Annotated in this window: 22 protein-coding genes; 20 read left to right on the top strand and 2 right to left on the bottom strand. The window is 40.4% G+C overall.

Features of this window, described 5'->3' with window-relative positions; genetic code table 11:
• Positions 1–449: 449 nt before the first annotated feature.
• The 20 genes from NW213_RS03305 (at position 450) to NW213_RS03210 (ending at position 20,228) form a co-directional block, all read left to right on the top strand.
• The gene (locus NW213_RS03305) at positions 450–962 is read left to right on the top strand and encodes an NAD(P)H-dependent oxidoreductase (RefSeq protein WP_258321839.1); all 513 of its coding nucleotides are present in this window, start codon (positions 450–452) and stop codon (positions 960–962) included.
• Positions 950–1,558, top strand: a complete 609-nt coding sequence (locus NW213_RS03300) for a hypothetical protein (RefSeq protein ID WP_258321838.1) — start codon at positions 950–952, stop codon at positions 1,556–1,558. The genes NW213_RS03305 and NW213_RS03300 overlap by 13 nt, the downstream gene beginning before the upstream one ends.
• A gap of 146 nt (positions 1,559–1,704) precedes the next feature.
• Positions 1,705–2,388, top strand: a complete 684-nt coding sequence (locus NW213_RS03295) for a zinc metallopeptidase (protein ID WP_258321837.1) — start codon at positions 1,705–1,707, stop codon at positions 2,386–2,388.
• Between the two features lie 72 nt (positions 2,389–2,460).
• Positions 2,461–3,822, top strand: a complete 1,362-nt coding sequence (gene hisS, locus NW213_RS03290; protein ID WP_204390512.1) for a histidine--tRNA ligase — start codon at positions 2,461–2,463, stop codon at positions 3,820–3,822.
• A 137-nt stretch (positions 3,823–3,959) separates the two neighbouring features.
• Complete coding sequence (locus NW213_RS03285; RefSeq protein ID WP_258321836.1) at positions 3,960–5,252, top strand: PepSY-like domain-containing protein; 1,293 nt, start codon at positions 3,960–3,962, stop codon at positions 5,250–5,252.
• A 179-nt stretch (positions 5,253–5,431) separates the two neighbouring features.
• Entirely contained in the window at positions 5,432–5,992 is a 561-nt protein-coding gene (gene frr / locus NW213_RS03280) for a ribosome recycling factor (protein ID WP_154043187.1), read from the top strand.
• A gap of 154 nt (positions 5,993–6,146) precedes the next feature.
• Positions 6,147–7,082 (top strand): ribosome small subunit-dependent GTPase A, encoded by a 936-nt coding sequence (gene rsgA, locus NW213_RS03275; RefSeq protein ID WP_154043186.1) that lies wholly within the window; start codon positions 6,147–6,149, stop codon positions 7,080–7,082.
• A gap of 31 nt (positions 7,083–7,113) precedes the next feature.
• Positions 7,114–8,772: an amino acid permease gene (locus NW213_RS03270; RefSeq protein ID WP_258321835.1), complete on the top strand. Its 1,659-nt coding sequence runs from the start codon at positions 7,114–7,116 to the stop codon at positions 8,770–8,772.
• A gap of 110 nt (positions 8,773–8,882) precedes the next feature.
• Complete coding sequence (cysQ, locus tag NW213_RS03265; protein WP_154043184.1) at positions 8,883–9,689, top strand: 3'(2'),5'-bisphosphate nucleotidase CysQ; 807 nt, start codon at positions 8,883–8,885, stop codon at positions 9,687–9,689.
• A 17-nt stretch (positions 9,690–9,706) separates the two neighbouring features.
• Positions 9,707–11,248, top strand: coding sequence for an SLC13 family permease (locus NW213_RS03260; protein WP_258321834.1), 1,542 nt, complete (start codon positions 9,707–9,709; stop codon positions 11,246–11,248).
• Between the two features lie 24 nt (positions 11,249–11,272).
• Positions 11,273–11,884, top strand: coding sequence for an adenylyl-sulfate kinase (cysC, locus tag NW213_RS03255; protein WP_154043182.1), 612 nt, complete (start codon positions 11,273–11,275; stop codon positions 11,882–11,884).
• Positions 11,885–11,899: 15 nt separating this feature from the next.
• A complete protein-coding gene (gene cysD, locus NW213_RS03250; RefSeq protein ID WP_204390506.1) occupies positions 11,900–12,811 on the top strand; it encodes a sulfate adenylyltransferase subunit CysD in 912 nt (303 codons plus the stop codon).
• Positions 12,812–12,909: 98 nt separating this feature from the next.
• Complete coding sequence (gene cysN, locus NW213_RS03245; RefSeq protein WP_375338102.1) at positions 12,910–14,415, top strand: sulfate adenylyltransferase subunit CysN; 1,506 nt, start codon at positions 12,910–12,912, stop codon at positions 14,413–14,415.
• A gap of 9 nt (positions 14,416–14,424) precedes the next feature.
• On the top strand, positions 14,425–15,531 hold the full coding sequence (locus NW213_RS03240) for a sulfotransferase (RefSeq protein WP_258321833.1): 1,107 nt from the start codon (positions 14,425–14,427) through the stop codon (positions 15,529–15,531).
• 254 nt (positions 15,532–15,785) lie between these two features.
• Entirely contained in the window at positions 15,786–17,180 is a 1,395-nt protein-coding gene (locus tag NW213_RS03235) for a PTS galactitol transporter subunit IIC (RefSeq protein WP_258321832.1), read from the top strand.
• 34 nt (positions 17,181–17,214) lie between these two features.
• The gene (kduI, locus tag NW213_RS03230; protein ID WP_258321831.1) at positions 17,215–18,171 is read left to right on the top strand and encodes a 5-dehydro-4-deoxy-D-glucuronate isomerase; all 957 of its coding nucleotides are present in this window, start codon (positions 17,215–17,217) and stop codon (positions 18,169–18,171) included.
• Positions 18,172–18,342: 171 nt separating this feature from the next.
• Positions 18,343–18,699: an ATP-binding cassette domain-containing protein gene (locus NW213_RS03225; RefSeq protein ID WP_258321830.1), complete on the top strand. Its 357-nt coding sequence runs from the start codon at positions 18,343–18,345 to the stop codon at positions 18,697–18,699.
• Positions 18,700–18,854: 155 nt separating this feature from the next.
• Positions 18,855–19,118 carry a hypothetical protein gene (locus tag NW213_RS03220; RefSeq protein ID WP_258321829.1) on the top strand — a complete coding sequence of 88 codons (264 nt, stop codon included), beginning with the start codon at positions 18,855–18,857 and terminating at the stop codon, positions 19,116–19,118.
• 32 nt (positions 19,119–19,150) lie between these two features.
• On the top strand, positions 19,151–19,858 hold the full coding sequence (locus tag NW213_RS03215) for a hypothetical protein (protein WP_154043174.1): 708 nt from the start codon (positions 19,151–19,153) through the stop codon (positions 19,856–19,858).
• Between the two features lie 4 nt (positions 19,859–19,862).
• Positions 19,863–20,228, top strand: a complete 366-nt coding sequence (locus NW213_RS03210) for a GntR family transcriptional regulator (protein WP_258321828.1) — start codon at positions 19,863–19,865, stop codon at positions 20,226–20,228.
• A gap of 95 nt (positions 20,229–20,323) precedes the next feature.
• Here NW213_RS03210 and NW213_RS03205 read toward each other — a convergent pair whose 3' ends face one another.
• The gene (locus NW213_RS03205) at positions 20,324–22,789 is read right to left on the bottom strand and encodes a bifunctional UDP-N-acetylmuramoyl-tripeptide:D-alanyl-D-alanine ligase/alanine racemase (protein ID WP_154043172.1); all 2,466 of its coding nucleotides are present in this window, start codon (positions 22,787–22,789) and stop codon (positions 20,324–20,326) included.
• A complete protein-coding gene (locus NW213_RS03200; protein WP_154043171.1) occupies positions 22,765–23,751 on the bottom strand; it encodes a GSCFA domain-containing protein in 987 nt (328 codons plus the stop codon). The genes NW213_RS03205 and NW213_RS03200 overlap by 25 nt, the downstream gene beginning before the upstream one ends.
• Positions 23,752–23,812: the final 61 nt, after the last annotated feature.

The raw sequence follows: 23,812 nt of genomic DNA, 5'->3' as shown, positions 1-23,812 counted from the left end.
CCGATATAACCAAATAAATGCCGGAATTATGGAATTCGGTGATTGGGTAAAACTTAGATTTTACAAGAAAATAATCAGGTTTAAAATTGAAATTCAAAAGAAATAACAGTTGTATTTTAACCAGTCAACTTGGTCAGGAATTACAACACAAACTGACAACCAAATTCAGTACACTTAAGGCTGCTAGAAAAAAGACCTATCGTTTTAAGTAAAACGTGCCCATGTTTAAGCTGAAACGTGCGCACACTTAAAATAGAACGTGCGCACGTTTTATTTTTGGCCATGAGAGTGTATTTTTACAGCTTTTCCAGGATTTGAAATATAATCAAGATACCAACAACAAAAGTTTGCAAGTTATAGGAGAAACATCTACATTCTCCCCTTCCGTAAACATTACCTCATAAACATTTGTTTTTATATTCAGAAACCAGAATAACAAATGTAAATCTATGAAACTGATAATGAGCGATAGACCCATTAGTTTAGAGATAGGGGAAAATAAAGACATAAAATATATCGACTTATCGTCTATGAAGATTGCCAATTGTGTAGGATGCTTCGGGTGCTGGACAAAGACACCTGGAAAATGTGTCATACGTGACGATGCCACCAAAGTATATCCGTATATAGCAGAAAGTAGTTCTGTGATATACGTAGGCCATATAAAATACGGCGGTTATGACTCTGTGATGAAAACAATGATTGAGAGGGCTATCCCGATACAACAGGCATTCATACGCATACACCGAGGAGAAACTCACCACGTGCAGCGCAATGTGGCAACAAAGGATGCAATAATAATAGCTTATGGCGATACTGACAGCGAAGAACAGGAGATATTCCGACAACTGGTGGAGCGCAATGCGCGAAACATGAACTTTGGGAAATATGAGATAGTATTCGTAACGGAACAGAAAGTGGAAAAAACTGTTCAAAATGAATTGAAGAAATGGGAAAAATAATGATTCTTAACGGCAGCCCGCGTGCCCCTAAATCGAACTCGAAAAAGTATTCGGAGATTTTCATGAAATACAGCAGGCTGCAATGTGATTATTTCAACATAACAAAGTCAAACCATCTGAAACTGATTGCAGAGATGGAAAAATATTCGGATGTAATTATAGTGTTTCCACTGTATGCCGATTCTCTCCCTGTAGGTCTGCTGAACTTCCTGAAAAATCTGGAAAACAATCTTCCTATGCAAAGACCGGTTATCTCGATACTGATTAACTGCGGATTTCTGGAGCATAAGCAGAACTGTGTAGCTGTAAGCATGATAAGATATTTCTGCAAACACAACAATTTTCCTATAGGCTCGACACTCATGCTAGGCAGCGGAGAGGCTATTCTCGAAACTCCGTTCAGATACATTGCCGTAAGGGCTATAAAAAGATTGGCAGCTTCTGTAAATAAAGGAAACTATAAAGACATAACAGCTACAATGCCACTTCCAAAATGGCTGTTCAAGATGGCAGCCCGCTCATATTGGATCCGTTACGGCAAGAAATTTGGAGTAAGCAAAAAGGAAATGCAACGGCCCGAAATAGAGAGCCGATAGAACAAAAACACTTTTCGAAAGGTGCTTTTTCAGTCAAAAGTCACTTTTTGAAAAGTATTTTTACATCGTATTAAATTCACTTTTAAAACTTTGGCAAGGTTTTTGTACGTCAATTCATTGATTAATAATTATAAAACAGAAAATATATGGCATTAATTTGGATTATTTTTATCGGAATCGCTATAGTGAGCTTTATAGTGCAATCCAGTTTGAAAAGCAAGTTTGACAAGTATTCGAAGGTTCCTCTATACAACGGGATGACAGGACGCGAGGTAGCGGAAAAGATGTTGCGCGACAATGGTATCTACGATGTAAGGGTTATCAGCACTCCGGGTATGCTTACAGACCATTTTAACCCAACCAACAAGACTGTAAACCTGAGTGAAGGTGTTTACTCATCATGCAGCGTGGCTGCGGCTGCAGTTGCTGCCCACGAATGCGGTCACGCCGTACAGCATGCACGTGCATACGCTCCTCTGCAGATGCGTTCGGCTTTGGTACCGGTAGTACAGTTTTCATCGTCTATAATGTCGTGGATACTGCTTGCAGGTATATTGCTCATAAATTCGTTTCCTCAGCTATTACTGATAGGTATCTGTCTTTTCGCAATGACAACACTTTTCAGTTTCATAACTCTTCCTGTTGAGATTGATGCCAGCCGTCGTGCCCTGGTATGGCTGAACAGTGCGGGTATTACAAATAATTATAACCACAATATGGCTAAAGATGCACTCAAATCGGCAGCCTATACATACGTGGTTGCAGCACTCAGCTCGCTTGCTACTCTGGTATATTATATAATGATTTTCATGGGACGCCGCGAAGAGTAATTTCTACAATTATTTCCTTCTTATAAAATAATTATCTACTTTTGTAAGCAAAATAATTAAAACAGAAACAATATGGCTACAAAACCGGGAATACCGAAAGGAACAAGAGATTTTTCGCCTGTTGAGATGGCGAAAAGAAACTATATATTCGATACTATACGCGAAGTTTTCCACCTCTACGGATACAGTCAGATAGAAACTCCTTCGATGGAGAACCTTTCTACTCTGATGGGTAAATACGGTGAGGAAGGCGACAAACTTCTTTTCAAGATTCAGAACTCAGGCGACTACTTCTCAGGCATCACTGACGAGGAACTGTTGAGCCGCAATGCAGCTAAACTGGCCAGCAAATTCTGCGAAAAGGGACTTCGCTATGACCTTACAGTACCTTTCGCCCGCTATGTGGTTATGCACCGCGACGAGATTACTTTCCCATTCAAGCGTTTCCAGATTCAGCCTGTATGGCGTGCAGACCGTCCTCAGAAAGGACGCTACCGCGAGTTCTATCAGTGTGATGCTGACGTTGTGGGAAGTAACTCACTGATTAACGAAGTGGAACTGGTGCAGATGATTGATTCTGTGTTCAACAAGTTCGGAATTCGTGTTTCAATCAAGATAAATAACCGCAAGATTCTTACCGGTATAGCAGAAATCATCGGCGAGGCTGACAAGATAGTAGATATCACTGTAGCTATCGACAAGTTGGACAAGATTGGCCTCGACAATGTGAATGCCGAACTTGCATCGAAGGGTATTCCTCAGGAAGCTATCGACAAGTTGCAGCCTATCATCCTGTTGAGCGGTTCGAACGAAGAAAAGCTTGAAACTCTGAAAACTGTTCTGGCTGCAAGCGAAACTGGTCTCAAAGGTGTGGAAGAAAGCGAATTCATCCTTAAGCATGTGGCTCAGCTTGGTGTCAAGTCTGAAGTGGAACTTGACCTTACTCTGGCTCGCGGACTGAACTACTATACAGGTGCTATCTTCGAAGTGAAGGCTCTTGACGTTCAGATAGGAAGTATCAGTGGCGGTGGCCGTTATGACAATTTGACAGGAGTATTTGGAATGGATGGCATGTCAGGCGTAGGTATCTCTTTCGGTGCCGACCGTATCTATGATGTTCTGAACCAATTGGATCTATATCCGAAGGAGGCTGTAAACGGAACTCAGCTTCTGTTTGTCAACTTCGGCGAAAAGGAAACAGAATATTCTCTTCCTATATTGTTCAAGGCTCGCGAAGCTGGTATCCGCGCTGAAATATATCCTGACAGCACAAAGATGAAAAAGCAGATGAGCTATGCCAACGCAAAACAGATTCCTTTTGTGGCTATAGTAGGCGAGAACGAGATGAACGAAGGAAAAGTCACTCTGAAAAATATGACAACAGGCGAACAGTCACTTCTTACTCCGGAAGAACTTGTAGCAGCCATAAAATAAGAAAAAGATATTAATCATACAGATTGCAGCGTCACTGTGGTTTTATTTCCATAGTGACGCTATTTTTTTCAAAATTCCCAAATCTTTTCAGTTTTCGATCCTATGTTTGCGATATGATAATTTTAAAACCAATTGTTATGAAGCAAATAAAGTTTATTACAACCGCCCTGATATGTGGAACTATCGCTCTTTCATCGTGTGACAAGCAAAACGGCGACGGCTATATAGACAATGCTGTTTACGAAGCATTCGACCGTGAATTCCCCGGAGCAAAAGATGTATCCTGGAGAACAAACGGAAATTACGCAATTGCTTCTTTCGAGTGGAACGGCAGCCGTGCAGGAAACGACACGGACTTCACAGCGTGGTTCGAAAAATCAACTGCCACATTCAAGATGCATGAATATGATATTCCTTTCTCTTCGCTTCCACAAGCTGTAACGACAGCTTTCAATGAAAGTGACTATTCAAAACTTCCTTGGAGGCATGATGATGAAGTGGATGTGATAAAGAAAAACGATGAAAATCTGGTTCTATATGTAATAGAGGTAGAAAAGGAGGAAAACAACAAGGAGACTGAAGCTGACTTGTATTACTCGGAAGACGGTGTTCTGGTGAAAGAAGTACTTGACGCAAACCAGAATCCTGACTATACGGACCTGTTGCCTACACAGCCAGCCAACAATGCGTACTCGTGGGTAGAAAGCAAATATCCGGGTGCAAGAATAGTTGATGTGGAATTTGAGGACGGCGGTGTTGAAGTGGAATTCATATTCGAAAACATCAAGCATGACGCTTTGCTGACTGCCGGATATGAGTGGATTTACACAAAGAAGGACTACAACAGAAATTCGTCTGTTTTGCCTGAAGCTGCCAAAAGTCATATCACGACAACATATCCTAATTACTACATTGACGACATAGAGTACTACGAAACGAATTCGAAAGGTAATTTCTACAGTGTTGAAATAGAAGGCAGAAATGACAATGACATTGAACTATATTTTGACGAGAACGGAAATGTGATGAATTCTAAACCTAACTTCGGAAATGATATCAACGGAGGTATATCAGCAGGAACTGCAATTCAGGCTGTTCTTGACGAGAGATATCCTGGAGCCGTAATAAAAGAAAAAGGTCATGACGACGGACTGACAGAAATAGAGATTATACATGACGGCATAGAAAAGGATGTGTATTTCAACGGTAAAGACGAATGGGTAAGGACAGAATATGAAACTACATACAACAATCTGCCTGAAGCCGTGAAAAACTATATATCGGCCAACTACACAAGCCATGAAAATGAAGCAGACGCCGTAGAAACTCCGGCTGGAGACTGGTTTGAAATAGAGGCACGCAAAGGCGGTGCTGAATATGACGTTCTGATAAATGAGGACGGAACTCTGAAGGCTGAATATAAAGACTGACAGGTCTGCAGACATTAAGCTATCCTGTTTCGCACAGCATAATAAGCGTGACGAAACGGGATAGTTTCATTTTAGAATATCAATTTATACATCAACTATTGCAAAAGAGCAAAAAAACACATACTTTTGTTCACTTAAAATATTATCACATAACAGCATAACCTAAAAATTAAAAAATAATGGCAGATTCAAAAACTATAATCAGCGAAGCTGAAGAGAAAATGGACATGGCAATCATGTACCTTGACGAAGCATTGGCACATATCCGCGCAGGAAAAGCAGATGTACGTTTGTTGGACGGCATCAAAGTTGACTCATACGGAAGCATGGTTCCAATCAACAATGTGGCAGCAGTAACTACTCCTGATGCCAGAAGCATAGCTATCAAGCCTTGGGACAAGAGCATGTTCCGCGTGATTGAGAAAGCCATCATCGACTCAGAACTTGGAATTATGCCTGAAAACAATGGCGAAATCATACGTATCGGTATCCCTCCATTGACAGAGGAACGCCGTAAACAATTGTCAAAACAGTGTAAAGGCGAAGTTGAAACTGCAAAAGTAAGTATCCGTAACGCTCGCCGCGATGCAATCGACGCATTGAAGAAAGCTGTAAAAGACGGTATGCCTGAAGACGAGCAGAAAAACAGCGAAGCAAAACTGCAGAAGATACACGACAAGTTTATCAAGCAGATTGACGACATGTTTGCTGCCAAGGATAAGGAAATCATGACAGTATAATGTTTTTTTATTGGTGCATACACCAATACATTTATACACTATAAAAGAAAGAAGAATCTGCACTACCATTTTTTCCCAAAAACACAGTAATGCAGTTTCTTCTTTTCTTTATTAAATAATATCACTAATTCACAATTACAAAAAATCAACTCTTTTGGATAAAGGTTTAGTAATTAAAAATACAGGTAGCTGGTATCTCGTTAAAACAGACGAAGGCAGCACGGTGGAATGCAAGATTAAAGGGAATTTCCGACTGAAAGGTATCAGAAGTACAAACCCGGTAGCTGTTGGCGACCGTGTGAAAATAATACGCAATCAGGAAGGCACTGCATTCATAACAGAAATTGAAGACCGAAAGAACTATATAATACGACGTTCATCCAACCTTTCAAAGCAATCGCACATCATAGCATCAAACCTTGACCAGTGCATGCTTATCGTAACAGTAAACTATCCTGAAACATCAACTACATTCATCGATCGCTTTCTGGCATCGGCCGAAGCATATCGTGTACCGGTATGTCTGGTTTTCAACAAGACAGACCGATATTCGGAAGATGAGAACAGATATCTGGACGGACTTATAAATCTATACACCACTATCGGGTATCAGTGTTATAAGGTCTCGGCTCTGAACAACATAGGAATTGAAGAAATCAAAAAGGCTCTTGAAGGTAAGATAACACTTTTCTCCGGAAACTCCGGAGTAGGAAAATCCACACTTATCAATGCCATTCTGCCGGAACAAAATCTGAAAACAGGTGATATTTCGAATGTTCACAACAAAGGTATGCACACCACGACATTCTCCGAAATGTTCCCCGTAAACGGAGGAGGATACATAATCGACACTCCGGGAATAAAAGGTTTCGGTACATTCGACATGGAAGATGAAGAGGTGGGACATTATTTCAAGGAAATATTCAAATTCTCGGCCGATTGCAAATATGGCAACTGTACGCACCGTCATGAACCGGGATGTGCAGTGAGGGAAGCCGTAGAAAAACATTACATAAGCGAATCAAGATATACTTCTTATCTGAGCATACTTGACGATAAAGAGGACGGCAAATACCGTTCGGCATATTAAAGACATAAATACATCTACAACTAAAAACAGAATGGGACTATTTATAAGAAAAAGCATTGAAACTCTGCAGGCGGAAGCGCAGGCTTCCGGCAGTAAGACTCTGAAAAGAGTGCTTGGTCCTATAAGCCTTGTAGCTCTTGGAGTTGGAGTAATAATAGGTGCAGGACTTTTCTCCATTACAGGAACTGTAGCATCCGAATTTACAGGACCGGCCATAACTCTGTCGTTCATAATTGCAGCCATAGGATGCTGCTTTGCAGGTCTGTGCTACGCTGAATTTGCTTCTATGATTCCTGTCTCGGGCAGTGCTTATACATACTCGTATGCCACTATGGGTGAACTCATAGCATGGATTATAGGCTGGGATCTTGTTTTGGAATACACCGTTGCCGCAACTACCGTAAGCATAAGCTGGAGCAGATACATGGTGGTCTTTCTGGAAAGTATAGGTATATCCCTACCCCATCATCTTACGGCCTGCCCATGGGACGGGGGTATAATAAACATACCTGCAATACTCATTGTAATAATGATGAGCATCATACTGATGCGAGGTACGGCAGGAAGTTCCATATTCAATGGTTTTATAGTATTTCTGAAGATAGCCGTAATACTGGTTTTCGTAGTACTGGGGTGGAAATTCATTCAGGCAGACAATTATACTCCATACATTCCTGAAAATACCGGAAAGCTGGGTGAGTTCGGTATATCCGGAATATTCCGCGGTGCGGCAATAGTATTCTTTGCCTTTCTCGGTTTCGATGCTGTAAGTACAGCAGCACAGGAGACAAAGAACCCTAAACGCGACATGCCTATAGGAATTCTGGTTTCACTTCTGGTTTGTACTGTTTTATACATTCTGTTTGCTCACGTGATGACAGGTGTGGCGAACTATACCGAGTTCAAAGGCCATGTGGGAATAGCACCTGTAGCCGTTGCCATAGAAAATATGGGAACTGCTGATGCTTCAGGAACAATCATTCCTGCTTATCCTTGGCTCAACAAAGCTATTATTCTAGCGATACTGTTCGGTTACTGTTCTGTCATAATGGTGACTCTTATGGGACAGAGCCGTGTATTCCTGAGTATGAGCCACGACGGTCTGCTACCGAAGTTTTTTTCAAAAATAAATGAAAAGACAAGAACACCAGTACACAGTAATCTGTTATTTATGGTGGTTGTAAGTCTGCTGGCTGGATTTGTACCTGCACAGGTGGCGGGCGAGATGACAAGCATAGGAACACTTCTTGCATTCACACTGGTATGCGCCGGAATTCTTGTCGTGAGAAAGACCATGCCTGATGCACCAAGGGCATTCAAGACTCCGTTTGTACCGGCAGTACCGATACTGGGAATACTGACATGCCTGTGTATGATGTGCTTCCTGCCTGCCGATACATGGATAAGACTCGTACTCTGGATGCTGATAGGACTTGACGTATATGCATCGTACGGTATCAGACACAGTAAGCTGGAAAATGGAATGAAAATAAGAAAAGGAGATATGGTACTGAATATCATGGGGATATCATTGTCCGTACTGAGCATAATAACAGGGCTATGGCATCAACAGACAGTAGGCTGGGAAGCCGATAAGACATTGCTGACCATATCATTTGTCTTTGCAGTGACACATTGTGCATACTACATGTACAGAATGTGGAAACACTCCAAACCTGCGCTATCGTAATGCCTTATATCTTAAAATAAGTTATAAAACGTAACTTTGTCCAAGAATTCAGAGTTTTCAACTACAGGCTTTTAGAAAAAAAGTACTTATTTTACAGCGATTTATAGATTATGGATAAAAATATATTGATGGTCGCAGTCCGTGCTGCAATAGAAGCAGGTGCGAAAATAATGAGCGTCTATACTGATCCGAATGCGGATTTTGAAATAGAAAAGAAAGCTGACAATTCACCTCTGACAATAGCCGACAGGAAAGCGCATGAAGTTATCAGCGGAATACTTTCATCGACAAATATTCCTGTACTGAGTGAGGAAGGCAAGAAACTTCCATTCGAAAACAGAAAGGAATGGAACGAGTTGTGGATAGTCGATCCGCTGGACGGAACAAAGGAATTCATAAAGAAGAATGGCGAATTCACCGTTAATATAGCATACGTAAAAAACGGTACGCCTCAAGCCGGAGTAATATATATTCCGGTAAAGGAAGAATTATATCTTGGCGACTGTGAACATGGTGCATTCAAAGTGGAAAATATAAATTCAGTTTCTGAAGAAGAAACATTCTCTTCGCTGACATCAAGAGCCATACATCTTCCTATAAGAGAAGAAAGGAATAAATTCATCGTAGTGGCTTCTCGTTCGCATCTTTCTCCTGAGACAGAAGAATTTATCGAAAAGGTTAAAGAATTACACCCTGATGTAGAAACTGTATCAAAAGGCAGTTCTCTAAAACTATGCCTCATAGCTGAAGGCAAGGCAGATATTTATCCGCGTTTCGCTCCGACAATGGAATGGGATACAGCTGCCGGACACGCCATTATCCGTGCTGCCGGAAGAGAGGTATATCACACAGACGAGAAAACGCCACTCTCATATAATAAAGAAGATTTATTGAACCCGTGGTTCATCGCCAAGTAAGATAAGAATAAAAAAAGATGTCACACGAAATAATCATAGTACTTGTCTCACTTGTAGGGATGCTTGCAGCACTAATTGCTGATAAGATGAGACCGGGAATGATTTTGTTCTCCGTTCTCGTGGTTTTCCTATGCACCGGAATATTGACTCCGAAAGAAATACTTGAGGGGTTCAGCAACAAAGGTATGATAACCGTAGCTATGCTGTTCCTGGTAAGTGAAGGAATACGCCAAAGCGGTGCTCTGACAAAACTTATAAAGAAGTTGCTTCCCGTAGAAAATATAAATGTTTTCAAGGCTCAACTAAGGATATTGCCAAGTATTGCCTTCATATCAGCATTCCTCAACAACACTCCGGTTGTGGTAATTTTTGCGCCAATAATAAAGAGGTGGGCAAACTACGTAAAGCTTCCTGCCACTTATTTCCTCATTCCACTGTCGTATGTAACGATTTTGGGAGGTATGTGTACACTTATAGGAACTTCTACAAATCTAGTGGTACACAGCATGATACAGGATGCAGGAATGAAAGGATTCAGTATGTTTGAGCTTGGCAAGGTGGGTATCTTCATAGCACTTGCCGGTATCATATATCTGTTCGTTTTCTCAAAGAAACTACTCCCTGCACAACGTCCGGATCAGGTTATTTCAGGCGAAGATGATCCGTCGCTACATCCTATAGAGGCTGTGATAGGAGCACGTTTCCCTGGTATCAATCGCCGCATTTCCGATTTCGACTTCAAACGCCACTATGGTGCAGAGATAAAGGAATTGAGAAGAAACGGTAACACATATACCAATCTTTCGAAGATGCACTTCCGCGAGAACGATACTCTGGTAATAATGGCAGACGACAGTTTCATCAAGACATGGGGTGAATCGTCTGTCTTCATCATGCTGGCAAACGGAAAGGATGTAGAACCTGTAGGAAAGAAAAAGCGCTGGCTTGCCCTTACATTATTATTGATTATGATTATAGGTGCTACAGTAGGCGAACTTCCTGCCATACAGAAGATGTTGCCCGAAGGAATCAAGCTGGATATGTTCTTCTTCGTGTCGGTAACTACAGTTATTATGGCATGGACAAAGATATTTCCTCCACGCAAATACACCAAATACATATCATGGGACGTGCTGATAACCATTGCATGTGCATTCGGTATCAGCAAGGCTATGGTGAATTCGGGGGTTTCCGACCTGATAGCGAGCCAGATTATAGGACTTAGCCATAGTTATGGTCCGTATGTATTGCTGGCGGCAATATTTATAATAACGAACATCTTTACCGAACTGATAACAAATAATGCGGCTGCAGCGTTGTCGTTTCCGCTTGCCTTGTCGCTATCGCAACAGCTTGGAGTAAGCCCTATGCCGTTCTTTGTCATCGTATGTGTGGCAGCCTCAGCCAGTTTCTCCACTCCTATCGGTTATCAGACAAACCTTATAGTACAGGGTATCGGTAATTATAAGTTTACAGACTTTGTACGCATAGGTCTGCCGCTTAATATCATTACTTTCATAATTTCGGTACTGCTTATACCGCAAATTTGGCCATTTTAAGAAATAAATAAAAACTAGACATATATGGAAAATAAAAACAACATTTATCCTATATTCGACAAGATGCTCACCAGAGCCGACAAGGAAGAACTGCTTCATCAGCATAGCGTGATGATATGGTTCACCGGACTGAGCGGCTCAGGTAAAAGCACGATTGCAATAGCTCTTGAAAGGGAATTGCAAAAGCGTGGTCTGCTATGCAGAATTCTTGACGGAGACAATATCCGCAGCGGAATAAACAACAACTTGGGATTCTCTGAAGAAGACAGAGTGGAAAATATCCGACGCATAGCCGAAATAGGAAAACTGTTTGTAGATACTGGTATAATCACTATTGCAGCCTTTATAAGTCCTAACAATGACATTCGTGAAATGGCTGCCAATATTATAGGAAAAGAAAATTTCCTTGAAATATTTGTAAGCACACCTATAGAGGAATGCGAGAGAAGAGATGTGAAAGGCCTTTATGCAAAAGCCAGACGTGGAGAAATAAAGAACTTCACAGGTATATCAGCACCTTTCGAAGCTCCGGCTAACCCGGCTTTGTCTATAGATACGTCAAAACTGAGTGTTGAGGAGTCTGTAAACAAACTTCTGGAACTTATACTTCCTAAAATATCATTCAAAAAAGACTAAAAACAAAATAAAAATATGATCGAAGAATATAAACTTAGCCACTTGAAGGAACTGGAAGCTGAGTCTATCCACATTATACGTGAAGTGGCTGCCGAATTCGAAAATCCTGTCATGCTTTACAGTATAGGCAAGGATTCATCTGTAATGGTACGTCTGGCAGAAAAAGCTTTTGCACCGGGCAAGGTACCATTCCCTCTTATGCATATCGACTCAAAATGGAAATTCAAGGAAATGATTCAGTTCCGCGATGAATATGCAAAAAAATATGGCTGGAATCTCATTGTAGAAAGCAATATGGAGGCATTCAAAGCCGGTGTAGGTCCTTTCACTCACGGTAGTAAAGTCCATACAGACCTAATGAAGACACAGGCTTTGCTTAATGCACTCGACAAATACAAATTCGATGCAGCATTCGGTGGTGCACGCCGCGACGAGGAAAAGTCACGTGCAAAAGAACGTATATTCTCTTTCAGAAATGAGTTCCACCAGTGGGACCCGAAAAACCAGCGTCCTGAGCTTTGGGACATTTATAACGCCCGCATCAGAAAAGGAGAAAGCATCCGTGTGTTCCCTCTGAGCAACTGGACAGAACTTGATATATGGCAGTACATACGTCTTGAAAATATTCCTATCGTTCCTTTGTACTTCGCAAAGGAAAGACCGGTCATAAACATCGACGGACAGCTCATTATGCCTGACGACGACCGTCTGCCTGAACAGTACAAAGATAAAATAGAAATGAAGAAGATACGTTTCCGTACTCTTGGCTGCTGGCCACTTACCGGAGCAATAGAAAGCGAAGCCGATACTATCGAAAAGATTGTGGAGGAAATGATGACCACTACAAAGAGCGAACGTACTACACGTGTGATTGACTTCGACCAGGAAGCCAGCATGGAGCAGAAAAAACGTGAAGGATATTTTTAGATAATTAAAAATTAAAGAATTAATAATTAAAAACGCCTCTGTTATAATTATTAATTGTTCATTATTCACTTTTAATTATTAATTATTAATCGAGTAAAATGGAAACTTTAGATAAACACAAATCAGGAAACCCTATGGAAGGCGAAGCACGCGGAAATATGTCCATAGAGGAATTCCTAAAGAAAGACGAACAGAAGGACTTGCTCCGTTTCCTTACAGCAGGTTCTGTTGACGACGGTAAATCAACTCTTATAGGCCGTCTGCTGTTCGACAGCAAGAAACTTTACGAAGACCAGCTTGACGCACTCGAACGCGACAGCAAGCGTGTAGGTAACGCAGGCGAACACATCGACTATGCCTTGTTGCTCGACGGTCTGAAAGCTGAACGTGAACAGGGTATCACAATCGACGTGGCATACAGATATTTCTCTACAAACAACCGTAAGTTCATCATTGCCGACACTCCGGGACACGAACAATATACCCGCAACATGATTACAGGCGGTTCTACAGCCAATCTTGCAATCATCCTTGTTGATGCCCGTACAGGAGTTATCACCCAGACAAAACGCCATTCATATCTGGTTTCGCTGCTTGGTATCAAGCACGTGGTTCTGGCTGTAAACAAGATGGACCTTGTAGATTTCTCAAAGGAAGTGTTCGACAAGATTGTCAACGACTATAAGTCTTTCGTTGAGCCTCTGAATATTCCGGACATTCAGTGCATACCGCTTTCGGCTCTTGAAGGTGACAACGTGGTAGAAAAATCAGACCGTACACCATGGTACGAAGGTACATCGTTGCTTGAATATCTTGAAACAGTACATATAGGAAATGACCACAATCTGAAAGATTTCCGTTATCCGGTTCAGTACGTTTTGCGTCCTAACCTTGATTTCCGCGGATTCTGTGGAAAGGTATCTTCAGGTGTTATACACAAAGGCGACGAAGTGATGGCTCTCCCGTCAGGAAAGAAATCACACGTAAAGAGTATCGTTACATACGAAGGTGAGATAGACTATGCTTTCCCTCCTATGTCTGTAACCATAACACTGGAAGATGAAATAGACGTGTCAAGAGGTGAAATGCTTGTTCATCCTAACAATGTTCCTATGATAGGACGTAACTTCGAAGCCATGCTGGTATGGATGGACGAAGAGAAGATGGACATGGAAAAATCATTCTTCCTGAAACATACCACTAATACAAGCCGTACACGCATCGACAGCATAGAATATAAGGTAGATATCAACACAATGGAACACCTGAGTGTTGAAAACGGCCGCCTTGCAAAAGAAGATGTTCCAATGCAGTTGAACCAGATAGCAAAGGTCGTCCTTACCTCATCAAAGGAACTGTTCTTCGACTCATATTCTGACAACAAAGCTACAGGTGCATTCATACTTATAGACCCTATAACAAACAATACAAGTGCCGTAGGTATGATTATCAATCAGGTGGCAGACAAGGATATGCACAACCAGATGGTATTGCCTGTTCTGGATTTGCCTAAACTTGGCATCGCTCCTGAACACTATGAAGCTATAGAAAAAGCTGTGAAAGAGCTGTCACGTCAAGGAATAGATATTGAAATAAGAAAATAAATACTAATAATGGGATTACTAGAATTCAGCAAGTTGCCTGTAAACCCGATGGTTGGGGCTGACTGGAAAACTTTCAATCAAATAACAGAAGGAAGAGTCATAGACGACAAATTCAAGAACAAATACAGACTTACAAAATCTGTATGCCGCTTATTGTCTTCACTCAAGCCATTACAGGACAAGAGATATGAAAAGCTGCTTGCCGACAAGCCTCTTGAACACGATCCGGTATTCATATTAGGACACTGGCGCAGCGGAACAACATTCATGCATAATGTGTTCTCATGCGACAAGCATTTCGGATATAATACTACCTACCAGACAGTATTCCCTCACCTGATGATGTGGGGACAGCCTTTCTTCAAGAAGAACATGAGTTGGCTAATGCCTGACAAGCGCCCGACAGACAATATGGAGCTGGCTGTTGACCTGCCACAGGAAGAAGAATTCGCTTTGGCAAATATGATGCCTTGCACATATTATAATTTCTGGTTCCTTCCTAAGCATATGATGGAATATGCAGACAAATATCTGCTCTTCAATGATATTACTGATGGTGAACTGAAGACATTTGAAGAAGTTTTCACAAAACTAATCAAGATATCATTATGGAACACTAAAGGCACACAGTTCCTGAGCAAGAACCCTCCTCACACAGGGCGCGTAAAAGAACTTGTAAAGATGTTCCCTAATGCCAAGTTCATTTATCTGATGCGTAATCCATACACTGTGTTTGAGTCAACAAGAAGTTTCTTCACCAACACAATACAACCTCTGATGCTACAGAATATCAGCAATGAGGAACTTCAGGCAAATATACTGGAGGTATATTCAAAACTATACCACAAGTATGAAGAAGACAAGAAATTCATTCCTGAAGGCAATCTGGTGGAAGTAAAATTTGAGGACTATGAGCTGAATGCTTTTGATATGACCGAAGACATTTACAAAAAACTCTCATTGCCGGGATTCGATGAAGCACGTTCTGCAATTGAAGCATATGTAAATAAGAAAAAGGGTTACAAGAAGAATAAATATCAATATAAACCGGAAACAATAGAGCTGGTTGAGAAACATTGGTCATTTGCCCTTGAACAATGGAACTATAAGCTTTAACACATATAAAGACAATAAGCCCATATAACAGAAATATCGTTTGTAAAGACTTTTCTATACAAACGATATTTTTTTATTTATATTCCATTATAGATACATTATCCGTGTGCGATAACGAAAAATATGTTATTTATTTGAGTAATAGTCCAAAATAGTCGAAAATAGATTGGAAATTACAATAAAAGACATTATTTTTGGCAAATAAAATAAATAACTAAATCTTAATTAGAGTAAAATCTGTAGAAAAACAAAGCATGGAACAAGTTTTCAGTTACATCATCGGGCTAGGTGCAGCGGTGATGATGCCTATCATTTTTACAATCTTAGGCTTGTGTATCGGTATCAAATTTGGTAAAGCTCTCAAGAGCGGTTTGTTAGTAGGTGTCGGATTCGTTGGTTTGTCTGTAGTCACTGCATTGTTGACAAGCAGCCTTGGTGATCCTTTGAAAAAGGTTACCGAAATTTATGGTTTAAGTCTTGGTATTTTTGATATGGGTTGGCCTGCTGCAGCTTCTGTAGCATACAACACTTCTGTAGGAGCATTTATCATTCCTGTATGTTTGGCTGTAAACATTGTAATGCTTCTCACTAAAACAACAAAAACTGTAAATATCGACCTTTGGAACTACTGGCATTTTGCTTTCATTGGAGCCGTAGTATATTTCGCAACTGAAAACATCTGGTGGGGATTCTTTGCTGCTATCATCTGCTACATCATAACACTTGTTATGGCAGACCTTACTTGCAAACAGTTCCAGGGATACTATGACAAGATGGACGGTATCTCTATCCCACAGCCATTCTGTCAGGGATTCGTACCTTTCGCACTTGTTATAAACAAAGCATTGGATATGATTCCTGGATTCGACAAGCTTTATATCGACGCTGAAGGTATGAAGAAAAAATTCGGTATAATGGGTGAGCCTCTTTTCCTTGGTATCGTTGTAGGTTGCGGTATCGGTATGCTTGCATGCAAAAACGGTCAGGAAATGGTTGACAATATACCTGCTATCCTTGGATTGGGTATCAAGATGGGTGCCGTAATGGAACTTATCCCACGTATCACTTCTTTGTTTATCGAAGGACTTCGTCCTATTTCGGACGCAACACGCGAACTTATCGCACGCAAATTCAAGAACAGTGCAAACCTTAACATCGGTATGAGCCCTGCATTGGTTATCGGTCATCCAACAACTTTGGTTGTATCTCTTCTTCTTATCCCTGTAGCATTGTTCCTTTCAGTAATACTTCCGGGTAACCAGTTCCTTCCATTGGCATCACTTGCCGGAATGTTCTACCTATTCCCTGCAGTACTTCCTATCACTAAGGGTAACGTATTGAAGACATTCCTTATCGGTTTGGTAGGCCTCATCGTTGGTTTGTATTTCGTAACAGACCTGGCTCCATACTTTACTCAGGCTGCTCATGACGTATTTGTCAAGACAGGTGACGCTGCAGTTAAGATTCCTGAAGGATTCCAGGGTGGTGCTCTTGACTTTGCTTCAAGCATCTTCTCATGGTGCATCTTCCATCTGATATATAACTTCAAATATGTAGGTTCAGCAGTATTGGTAGCTATAGCTCTTATCATGGCTATCTATAACAGAACACGTATCGTAAAGGAAGCAAAAGCCAACAGCAACAATTAATCAGAAAACCTAAACTCAATAAAACAATAAGAACATGAAAAAATTAGCATTAGCAATGATGATGGGCTTAGCAGCCATCTCTACAAAAGCACAAATGAATTACTCTGTGCAAACTGCTTGTCATCCACAGGATGTTAAGCATTATGACACAGAACGTTTGCGTAACGCTTTCGTTATGGAAAAAGTAATGGCTCCAGACGAAATCAATTTAACTTATACACTCTACGACCGTCTGATTTACGGTGGTGTAATGCCTGTAAACAAAGTGTTGAAACTTGAAACTTTCCGTGAACTGGGACCAGAAATCACTTATTTCCTCGAACGTCGTGAACTTGGCGTTATCAACATTGGTGGTGACGGTGTAGTAACAGTTGACGGTAAAGAATATCCAATGAAATACAAAGAAGCTTTATACGTAGGTTGCGGTAACAAAGAAGTTACTTTCAAGAGCAACGACGCAAGCAAACCAGCTAAATTCTATATCAACTCTGCTCCTGCTTACAAACAATACGTTACACAGTTGATTACAACTGATGTTAAGGCACAAAAAGCTCAGCCTAAGAAATATGCTTTGGCTATTTCTGACCATTATGGTAAAATGGAAGACAGCAACGACCGTGTTGTAAATCAGCTTATCGTTAAAGACGTTCTTGAAAGAGTAAAGAACGGTGGTACTAACCAGTTGCAGATGGGTCTTACTGAATTGGCTCCAGGTTCTGTTTGGAACACAATGCCTGCTCACACTCACACTCGCCGTATGGAAGCTTACTTCTACTTCAATGTTGAAGAAGGTAATGCTATCTGCCACCTGATGGGTGAACCTAAAGAAGAACGCCTTGTATGGCTTCACAACGAACAGGCTATCACTTCTCCAGAATGGAGCATCCATGCTGCAGCAGGTACTCGCAACTATACTTTCATCTGGGGTATGGCTGGTGAAAACTTGAAATATAGCGATAAAGACGAAATCAAATATACTGAAATGAGATAATAAAAGTATATAAGTCATATTTAGAGTCTGTCTATTCCGGTTTCAGGATAGGCAGACTTTTTTTTGTGCATAAAAAATATGCCTGTTCTTTTGCTTTTATATAAATAATCCATACATTTGTACTGTACTACTTTTATGGTACAGTATAACAATATTAAAATATCTAGAGTTATGGTAGAACTAAAGAATGTATCATTCGGCTATAATCCGAATAAAAACGTAATCGAAGATCTGAGCCTCAATCTTGAAGAAGGCAGATTTTACGGACTTTTAGGGAAGAACGGAACAGGAAAAACCACTCTGATGAAAATAATATCCGGCATTCTTTTTTCAAAAGAAGGATATGTAAATATAGAGGGCAATAATCCTAGAGACAGAAAACTTGAAACATTACAGGAAATATTCATGATGCCTGCAGATTTTACCTTTCCAAAAATGAGTCTTGAAAAGTATGCTCTCTCTATTCATCATTTTATTCTAAATTCAATAAAGACATCCTTGATGACTGTCTCGATAACTTTGAAATAAACAAAAACATAAAAAGTATCGACAAACTTTCTTTAGGAGAGAAACACAAGATAGCGGTAAGCCTGGCTATTTCATTCGGTACAAAACTAATACTATTCGACGAAGCAGCCAACGGGATGGATATACCTACCAGAAAAATGTTCCGCAAAATGCTTATGAAGCAGATTAGAGAAGACCAGACTGTAGTTCTATCAACCCATGTGGTCCAAGATATAGAAAACCTGTTGACAGACATAATAGTCTTAAGAAAAGGCCAAAAGACATTTATATCATCACTTGACGACATACGCAGTAAGTACTCTTTCGGAATACAGAGCAATGAAGAAGGCGCGATATATTCCGAACCTTGCGCCGAAGGTTATCGGGTGATATGCAACAACACCAACAATGATGATACAGAGGTTTCCCTGGAGCTATAATTTAACGCATTGACAAAAGAAGGAGGTATATTATGAAAAGTTTCAGTTTGAAAAGAATGATGCAGTTCAGCAAACTGCAACTAAATGAATTGTTTTTAAACAAGACTGCAGCTGAAGCAATAAAACTTCTATTACTGCATTCGTTCTCAATAACATTTATCAGCCTTGCAATGAAAAGGAATGGTGGTATAAAGGAGTGTATATCATTGATTGAGTTATTATTACTTCTTTACTCATATTATTTTTCATTCTTGAATCTGTTTGGTGATTTAGTGGCTAAAAAAGGACTTGTAAACAAGATATCCGTTCCGGCTGCTCTTTCCGAAAAGCAAGCCAGCCTGTATTACAGTACTTTACTAATGGGAACTATGATATTAATACCAAGTATTATAATATCAAACATAATACTGCAAGCTGCCATACCTTTTGTATTTGGAGATGAAATAAACGGTTTACATCTCATATTCGGCGGTGGTGGAAAGGGTATAAAGATGAATCTGATTGCTGCGATATTAATACTTTATTTTATAATCCTCACTCCTCTTGCATTACTATACCGTAAATACAAAAAAGTATATTTCTGGAGTATGTTCATAGCCTTTATCCTGTCGTATATGTTACCGATAATATTTATGTACGGAGTAATAACTAAAATTACTCTAGTGCTGGTAACTGTATTTTGGAGTATTTTTGCTATAATTACAGCAAACAAAGGATTAAGAAAAGTAGAACTGGAATAAGCCTATGACAGACTTCAAACAAGACAGAGCCATTTATATGCAGATGGCAGAAAGGATATGCGACGAAATACTTGCTGGCAAGTATAATGCCGACGACCGCATTCCAAGTGTTCGCGAACTGGCCGTATTGCTCGAAGTAAATACAAATACCGTTGTAAAGACTTACGACCTTCTGCTACAATGGGGAATAATATATACCAGACGCGGACTGGGATATTTCGTTACGGAAAATGCTCTTCAGAAAATAAGACAGACTAAGGGAGAAAAATTCATGAATGAGAACTTGCCGGAACTGTTCCGTCAGATGGAATTGCTTGAAATACCTATAGAAACTATAGTCAGAAAATGGAAGAAATTTAAAGAGAAATAATAGCCGGGAGACATTATAAAAAAATGAACTGTCGTTTCACTTAAAACGCCTTGTCGTTTTAGGTAAAATGACAGTTCATTTTTTTCATATTATTATCAGTCCTGATAATACACTCTTTTCACACGCATGGAAACGCTGGTCAATATCTCATAAGGTATAGTATCAAGCCACTCTGCCAAGGTTGTGACGGGCAGGTTTTCGCCAAACACTTCCACCTTATCACCTTCCTTACAGTCTATATCAGTGACATCTATCATACAAACATCCATACAAATATTTCCAACGTACGGAGCTTTCTTTCCATTTACAAGGCAATAACCTTTTCCGTTTCCCAGCTTACGGTTCAATCCGTCGGCATAGCCAATAGGTATCGCTGCGATACGTGAATCTCTTTCCAGTATTCCCTTTCGGCTATAGCCTACAGTATCCTCTGCTTTCACATCATGTATCTGCAATATAGTAGTCTTAAGCGTGCTTACGTTGTTTATCATTTTTCCGGTATAAGGATCTATTCCATATAATCCTATACCAAGCCTTACCATATCGAACTGTGCTCCCGGATATCTTTCTATACCGGCTGTGTTACAGATATGACGCAATATCTTATATGAAAATCCTTCCTGAAGTTTTGCTGCCGCCGCTTCAAATGTTTCAATCTGTCTGCGGGTAAATGCATCGAAACGATTAGAATCACTTCCTACCAGATGAGAGAACACCGAACGTGGTATTACCGCCGACTGACGTTTCAACCGTTCAACCAACTGTGGCAACTGTTCAGGCTCAAAACCTAAACGGTTCATTCCGGTATTGATTTTCACATGAATAGGGAAATTGCTGACACCTTCCCTCTCGGCTGCCTTAATAAGTTCTTCCAATATATTGAAACTATACACCTCCGGTTCAAGGTGATAGTCGAACATTGTCTTGAACGCCGTAAGTTCAGGATTCATTATTATAATAGGACAGTTAATTCCTGCCTTGCGCAAATCCGCACCTTCATCGGCCACTGCAACAGCCAGATAATCCACTCTATGCTCTTCCAGTGTTTTCGCAATCTCAAAAGGTCCAGCCCCATAGGCCGAAGCCTTAACCATGCAGACCATCTTGGTTTCAGGTTTAAGTTTATTGCGGAAATGGTTAAGATTGTCTGTCAAAGCCCTAAGGTTGATTTCAAGTATCGTTTCGTGCACCTTTAGCTCCATGTAATCAGTAATATCGTCAAAATGGAACGCGCGTGCTCCCTTAATCAATACCACTTCATTTCTCAGCGAATCCAGTATTCCGGACTCCATGAGCTCAGAAGTCTTGTTGAAGAAATATTTTTCAATCTGGAAACGTGATGCCGATGCCGATATTTCAGGTCCTACACCAATAATCTTATCTACCCCACGGCTATGTACAAGCTCTGCCACCTGTCTGTACAAGAGTTTGCTGGTCTGTCCACTCTCAAGAATATCCGACAAAATCAATGTACGTTTCTTGCCTTTATCTTCTGTTCTGCGTGACATGAAGTCGAGAGCAATATCCAATGATGCGAAATCAGAGTTATAACTGTCGTTTATCAGGATACAGCCATTCTTTCCTTCTTTTACCTCCATTCGCATTGCCACAGGTTCCAGTGTAAGCATTCTTTCGGCTATCTCTTCCGGAGAAATCATCAGATACAGAGCTACGGCCAGACAGTTTATGGAATTTTCAATTGAAGCATCGTCAATAAACGGAATACGATATTCCTTCATAAATCCCAAATAGCGGTATTTGATATCAGTATAGCTGCTGCACTTGTCTATACTTTCGATATACAGCGGACGCTCCATGTCTTTTGTGGACCACGCAATTTCCTTTGCTCCGAACAGCGATTTTGTCACACAACTGCTTATCAGTTCATTATCACCGTTATATATTACAACATCACAATCCTTGAACAGCTGAAGTTTCTCCATGCACTTGTCCTGTACGGATGTGAAGTTCTCTTGATGTGCACCGCCGATATTTGTAAGAACACCTATAGTAGGACGGATTATTGGCTTCAGTTCTTCCATCTCCCCCATTTCCGATATACCGGCTTCGAATATACCAATTTCTGTGTTCTCGTTCATCAGCCATACAGACAGAGGTACTCCTATCTGTGAGTTATAGCTTCTTGGGGAACGGGTCACTACCCTGCTTGGACTGATAATATGATAAAGCCACTCCTTGACCACTGTCTTACCGTTACTTCCGGTAATTCCAATCACAGGCACATCGAAGAGTTCTCTGTGACTTGCGGCAAGGCGCTGAAGCGATTTCAAGGTATTTGAAACCTTCAGGAAGTTGCAATTCTGAAATCCTGACATATCTTCAGGCAAATCAGTAACCACAAAGTTTCTCACACCGCGGTTATACAATTCAGCTATATATTTGTGACCATCATTCCTTTTTGTCTTTAAAGCAAAAAAAAGAGTTTCTTCCGGAAAGCACAATGATCTGCTATCGGTAAGTATCCAGTCTATTTTAGCAGAAGCATCGCCTATACGCTCTGCATTCAAAACGGATGTTATTTCTTCAATTGTATGCGACATAATTCTATTTCCTTTTCGACATCTAAGTACGTGAATTTTTCCTTTAGTGCCTCTATTTTTAACAGTATTTGACTTAAAAAGTCACGATAAGCTTCACTTTGTGGATTGAAAGGCTTATGCCCCAAGGCACGCCTGATTTCATTCCATGAGTTTATTATTTTTACAGTTTCTTTCTTGAAATAAGATTCTGAAAACCTTTCCCAGATATAATCAACTGCCATTGATGAAGGATGCAGCATATCATCCGAATAGAAACGGTAATCACGCAATTCATCCATCACTATTTCGTATGAAGGGAAATAGTAACAGTGGTCATTTTCCGAACATATCCTGTCTATTGCAAGCAGCAATACAGACTTGCTTATCTGATTTCCATGCATTCCATCCTTGGCATGCCTTATTGGACTGACGGTAAACATAATTTTTATCTCCGGATTTACGGTTCTAAGGCGTGATATCAATTCTTTATATGAATTTGCTATTTCTTCCACATCAAGCAGACTTCGTGAAAACAGTTTCTCGTTCAATTTATGGCAATTGCCTACTATACAGCCGTTTTCCTTCCATTTATACACTCGTGCCGTACCGAAGGTGAGAAGAAGCCAATCGGATTTCAGAAGAAAATCAGAACTATAATCAATGCGTCTGTTTATCTGCTCCAGGCAGACATCCTTTTCGGACGACGAGAACGAGCTGTGATGCATCAGACTGAACCATACACCGCGCGATTGCATCAAATCGTCGCCGGTATATATTTTTTTATCAAACAATTGATTTAGAGCCGCATATATTGACATCGGATTATACAGGACTCCGAAAGGATTTATATCACATCTGAATTTATTGTCTGAAAGTTTGTTACCTATGTTTTCTGTAAAACATGACCCAATCAGCATCAATCTGTCAGAATGCTTTATTTCACACTGCCCTACAGGCAATTCTGCCTTGGTTATCAGTTCCATATTCTTCTGTTTTTGTTATTTTTTAGTGCAAATGTAACCACATTATGTATATTTATAGTAC

It is taken from the genome of Bacteroides sp. ET336, assembly GCF_024733815.1.
In the GTDB taxonomy this organism is placed as follows: Bacteria; Bacteroidota; Bacteroidia; order Bacteroidales; family Bacteroidaceae; genus Phocaeicola; species Phocaeicola cellulolyticus.
This window is presented reverse-complemented; position numbering and strand designations above follow the sequence as displayed.

What these genes read in the sequence shown, in the direction of transcription:
- cysN (WP_375338102.1), top strand. Translation starts at nt 12,910, where the DNA reads ATGGAAACTTTAGATAAACACAAATCAGGAAACCCTATGGAAGGCGAA.
- NW213_RS03210 (WP_258321828.1), top strand. Translation starts at nt 19,863, where the DNA reads ATGACAGACTTCAAACAAGACAGAGCCATTTATATGCAGATGGCAGAA.
- NW213_RS03205 (WP_154043172.1), bottom strand. Translation starts at nt 22,789, where the DNA reads ATGTCGCATACAATTGAAGAAATAACATCCGTTTTGAATGCAGAGCGT.
- cysD (WP_204390506.1), top strand. Translation starts at nt 11,900, where the DNA reads ATGATCGAAGAATATAAACTTAGCCACTTGAAGGAACTGGAAGCTGAG.
- NW213_RS03240 (WP_258321833.1), top strand. Translation starts at nt 14,425, where the DNA reads ATGGGATTACTAGAATTCAGCAAGTTGCCTGTAAACCCGATGGTTGGG.
- NW213_RS03220 (WP_258321829.1), top strand. Translation starts at nt 18,855, where the DNA reads ATGAAGCAGATTAGAGAAGACCAGACTGTAGTTCTATCAACCCATGTG.
- NW213_RS03285 (WP_258321836.1), top strand. Translation starts at nt 3,960, where the DNA reads ATGAAGCAAATAAAGTTTATTACAACCGCCCTGATATGTGGAACTATC.
- kduI (WP_258321831.1), top strand. Translation starts at nt 17,215, where the DNA reads ATGAAAAAATTAGCATTAGCAATGATGATGGGCTTAGCAGCCATCTCT.
- NW213_RS03295 (WP_258321837.1), top strand. Translation starts at nt 1,705, where the DNA reads ATGGCATTAATTTGGATTATTTTTATCGGAATCGCTATAGTGAGCTTT.
- NW213_RS03215 (WP_154043174.1), top strand. Translation starts at nt 19,151, where the DNA reads ATGAAAAGTTTCAGTTTGAAAAGAATGATGCAGTTCAGCAAACTGCAA.
- cysC (WP_154043182.1), top strand. Translation starts at nt 11,273, where the DNA reads ATGGAAAATAAAAACAACATTTATCCTATATTCGACAAGATGCTCACC.
- NW213_RS03305 (WP_258321839.1), top strand. Translation starts at nt 450, where the DNA reads ATGAAACTGATAATGAGCGATAGACCCATTAGTTTAGAGATAGGGGAA.
- NW213_RS03300 (WP_258321838.1), top strand. Translation starts at nt 950, where the DNA reads ATGGGAAAAATAATGATTCTTAACGGCAGCCCGCGTGCCCCTAAATCG.
- NW213_RS03225 (WP_258321830.1), top strand. Translation starts at nt 18,343, where the DNA reads ATGGTAGAACTAAAGAATGTATCATTCGGCTATAATCCGAATAAAAAC.
- NW213_RS03200 (WP_154043171.1), bottom strand. Translation starts at nt 23,751, where the DNA reads ATGGAACTGATAACCAAGGCAGAATTGCCTGTAGGGCAGTGTGAAATA.
- frr (WP_154043187.1), top strand. Translation starts at nt 5,432, where the DNA reads ATGGCAGATTCAAAAACTATAATCAGCGAAGCTGAAGAGAAAATGGAC.
- cysQ (WP_154043184.1), top strand. Translation starts at nt 8,883, where the DNA reads ATGGATAAAAATATATTGATGGTCGCAGTCCGTGCTGCAATAGAAGCA.
- NW213_RS03260 (WP_258321834.1), top strand. Translation starts at nt 9,707, where the DNA reads ATGTCACACGAAATAATCATAGTACTTGTCTCACTTGTAGGGATGCTT.
- NW213_RS03235 (WP_258321832.1), top strand. Translation starts at nt 15,786, where the DNA reads ATGGAACAAGTTTTCAGTTACATCATCGGGCTAGGTGCAGCGGTGATG.
- hisS (WP_204390512.1), top strand. Translation starts at nt 2,461, where the DNA reads ATGGCTACAAAACCGGGAATACCGAAAGGAACAAGAGATTTTTCGCCT.
- NW213_RS03270 (WP_258321835.1), top strand. Translation starts at nt 7,114, where the DNA reads ATGGGACTATTTATAAGAAAAAGCATTGAAACTCTGCAGGCGGAAGCG.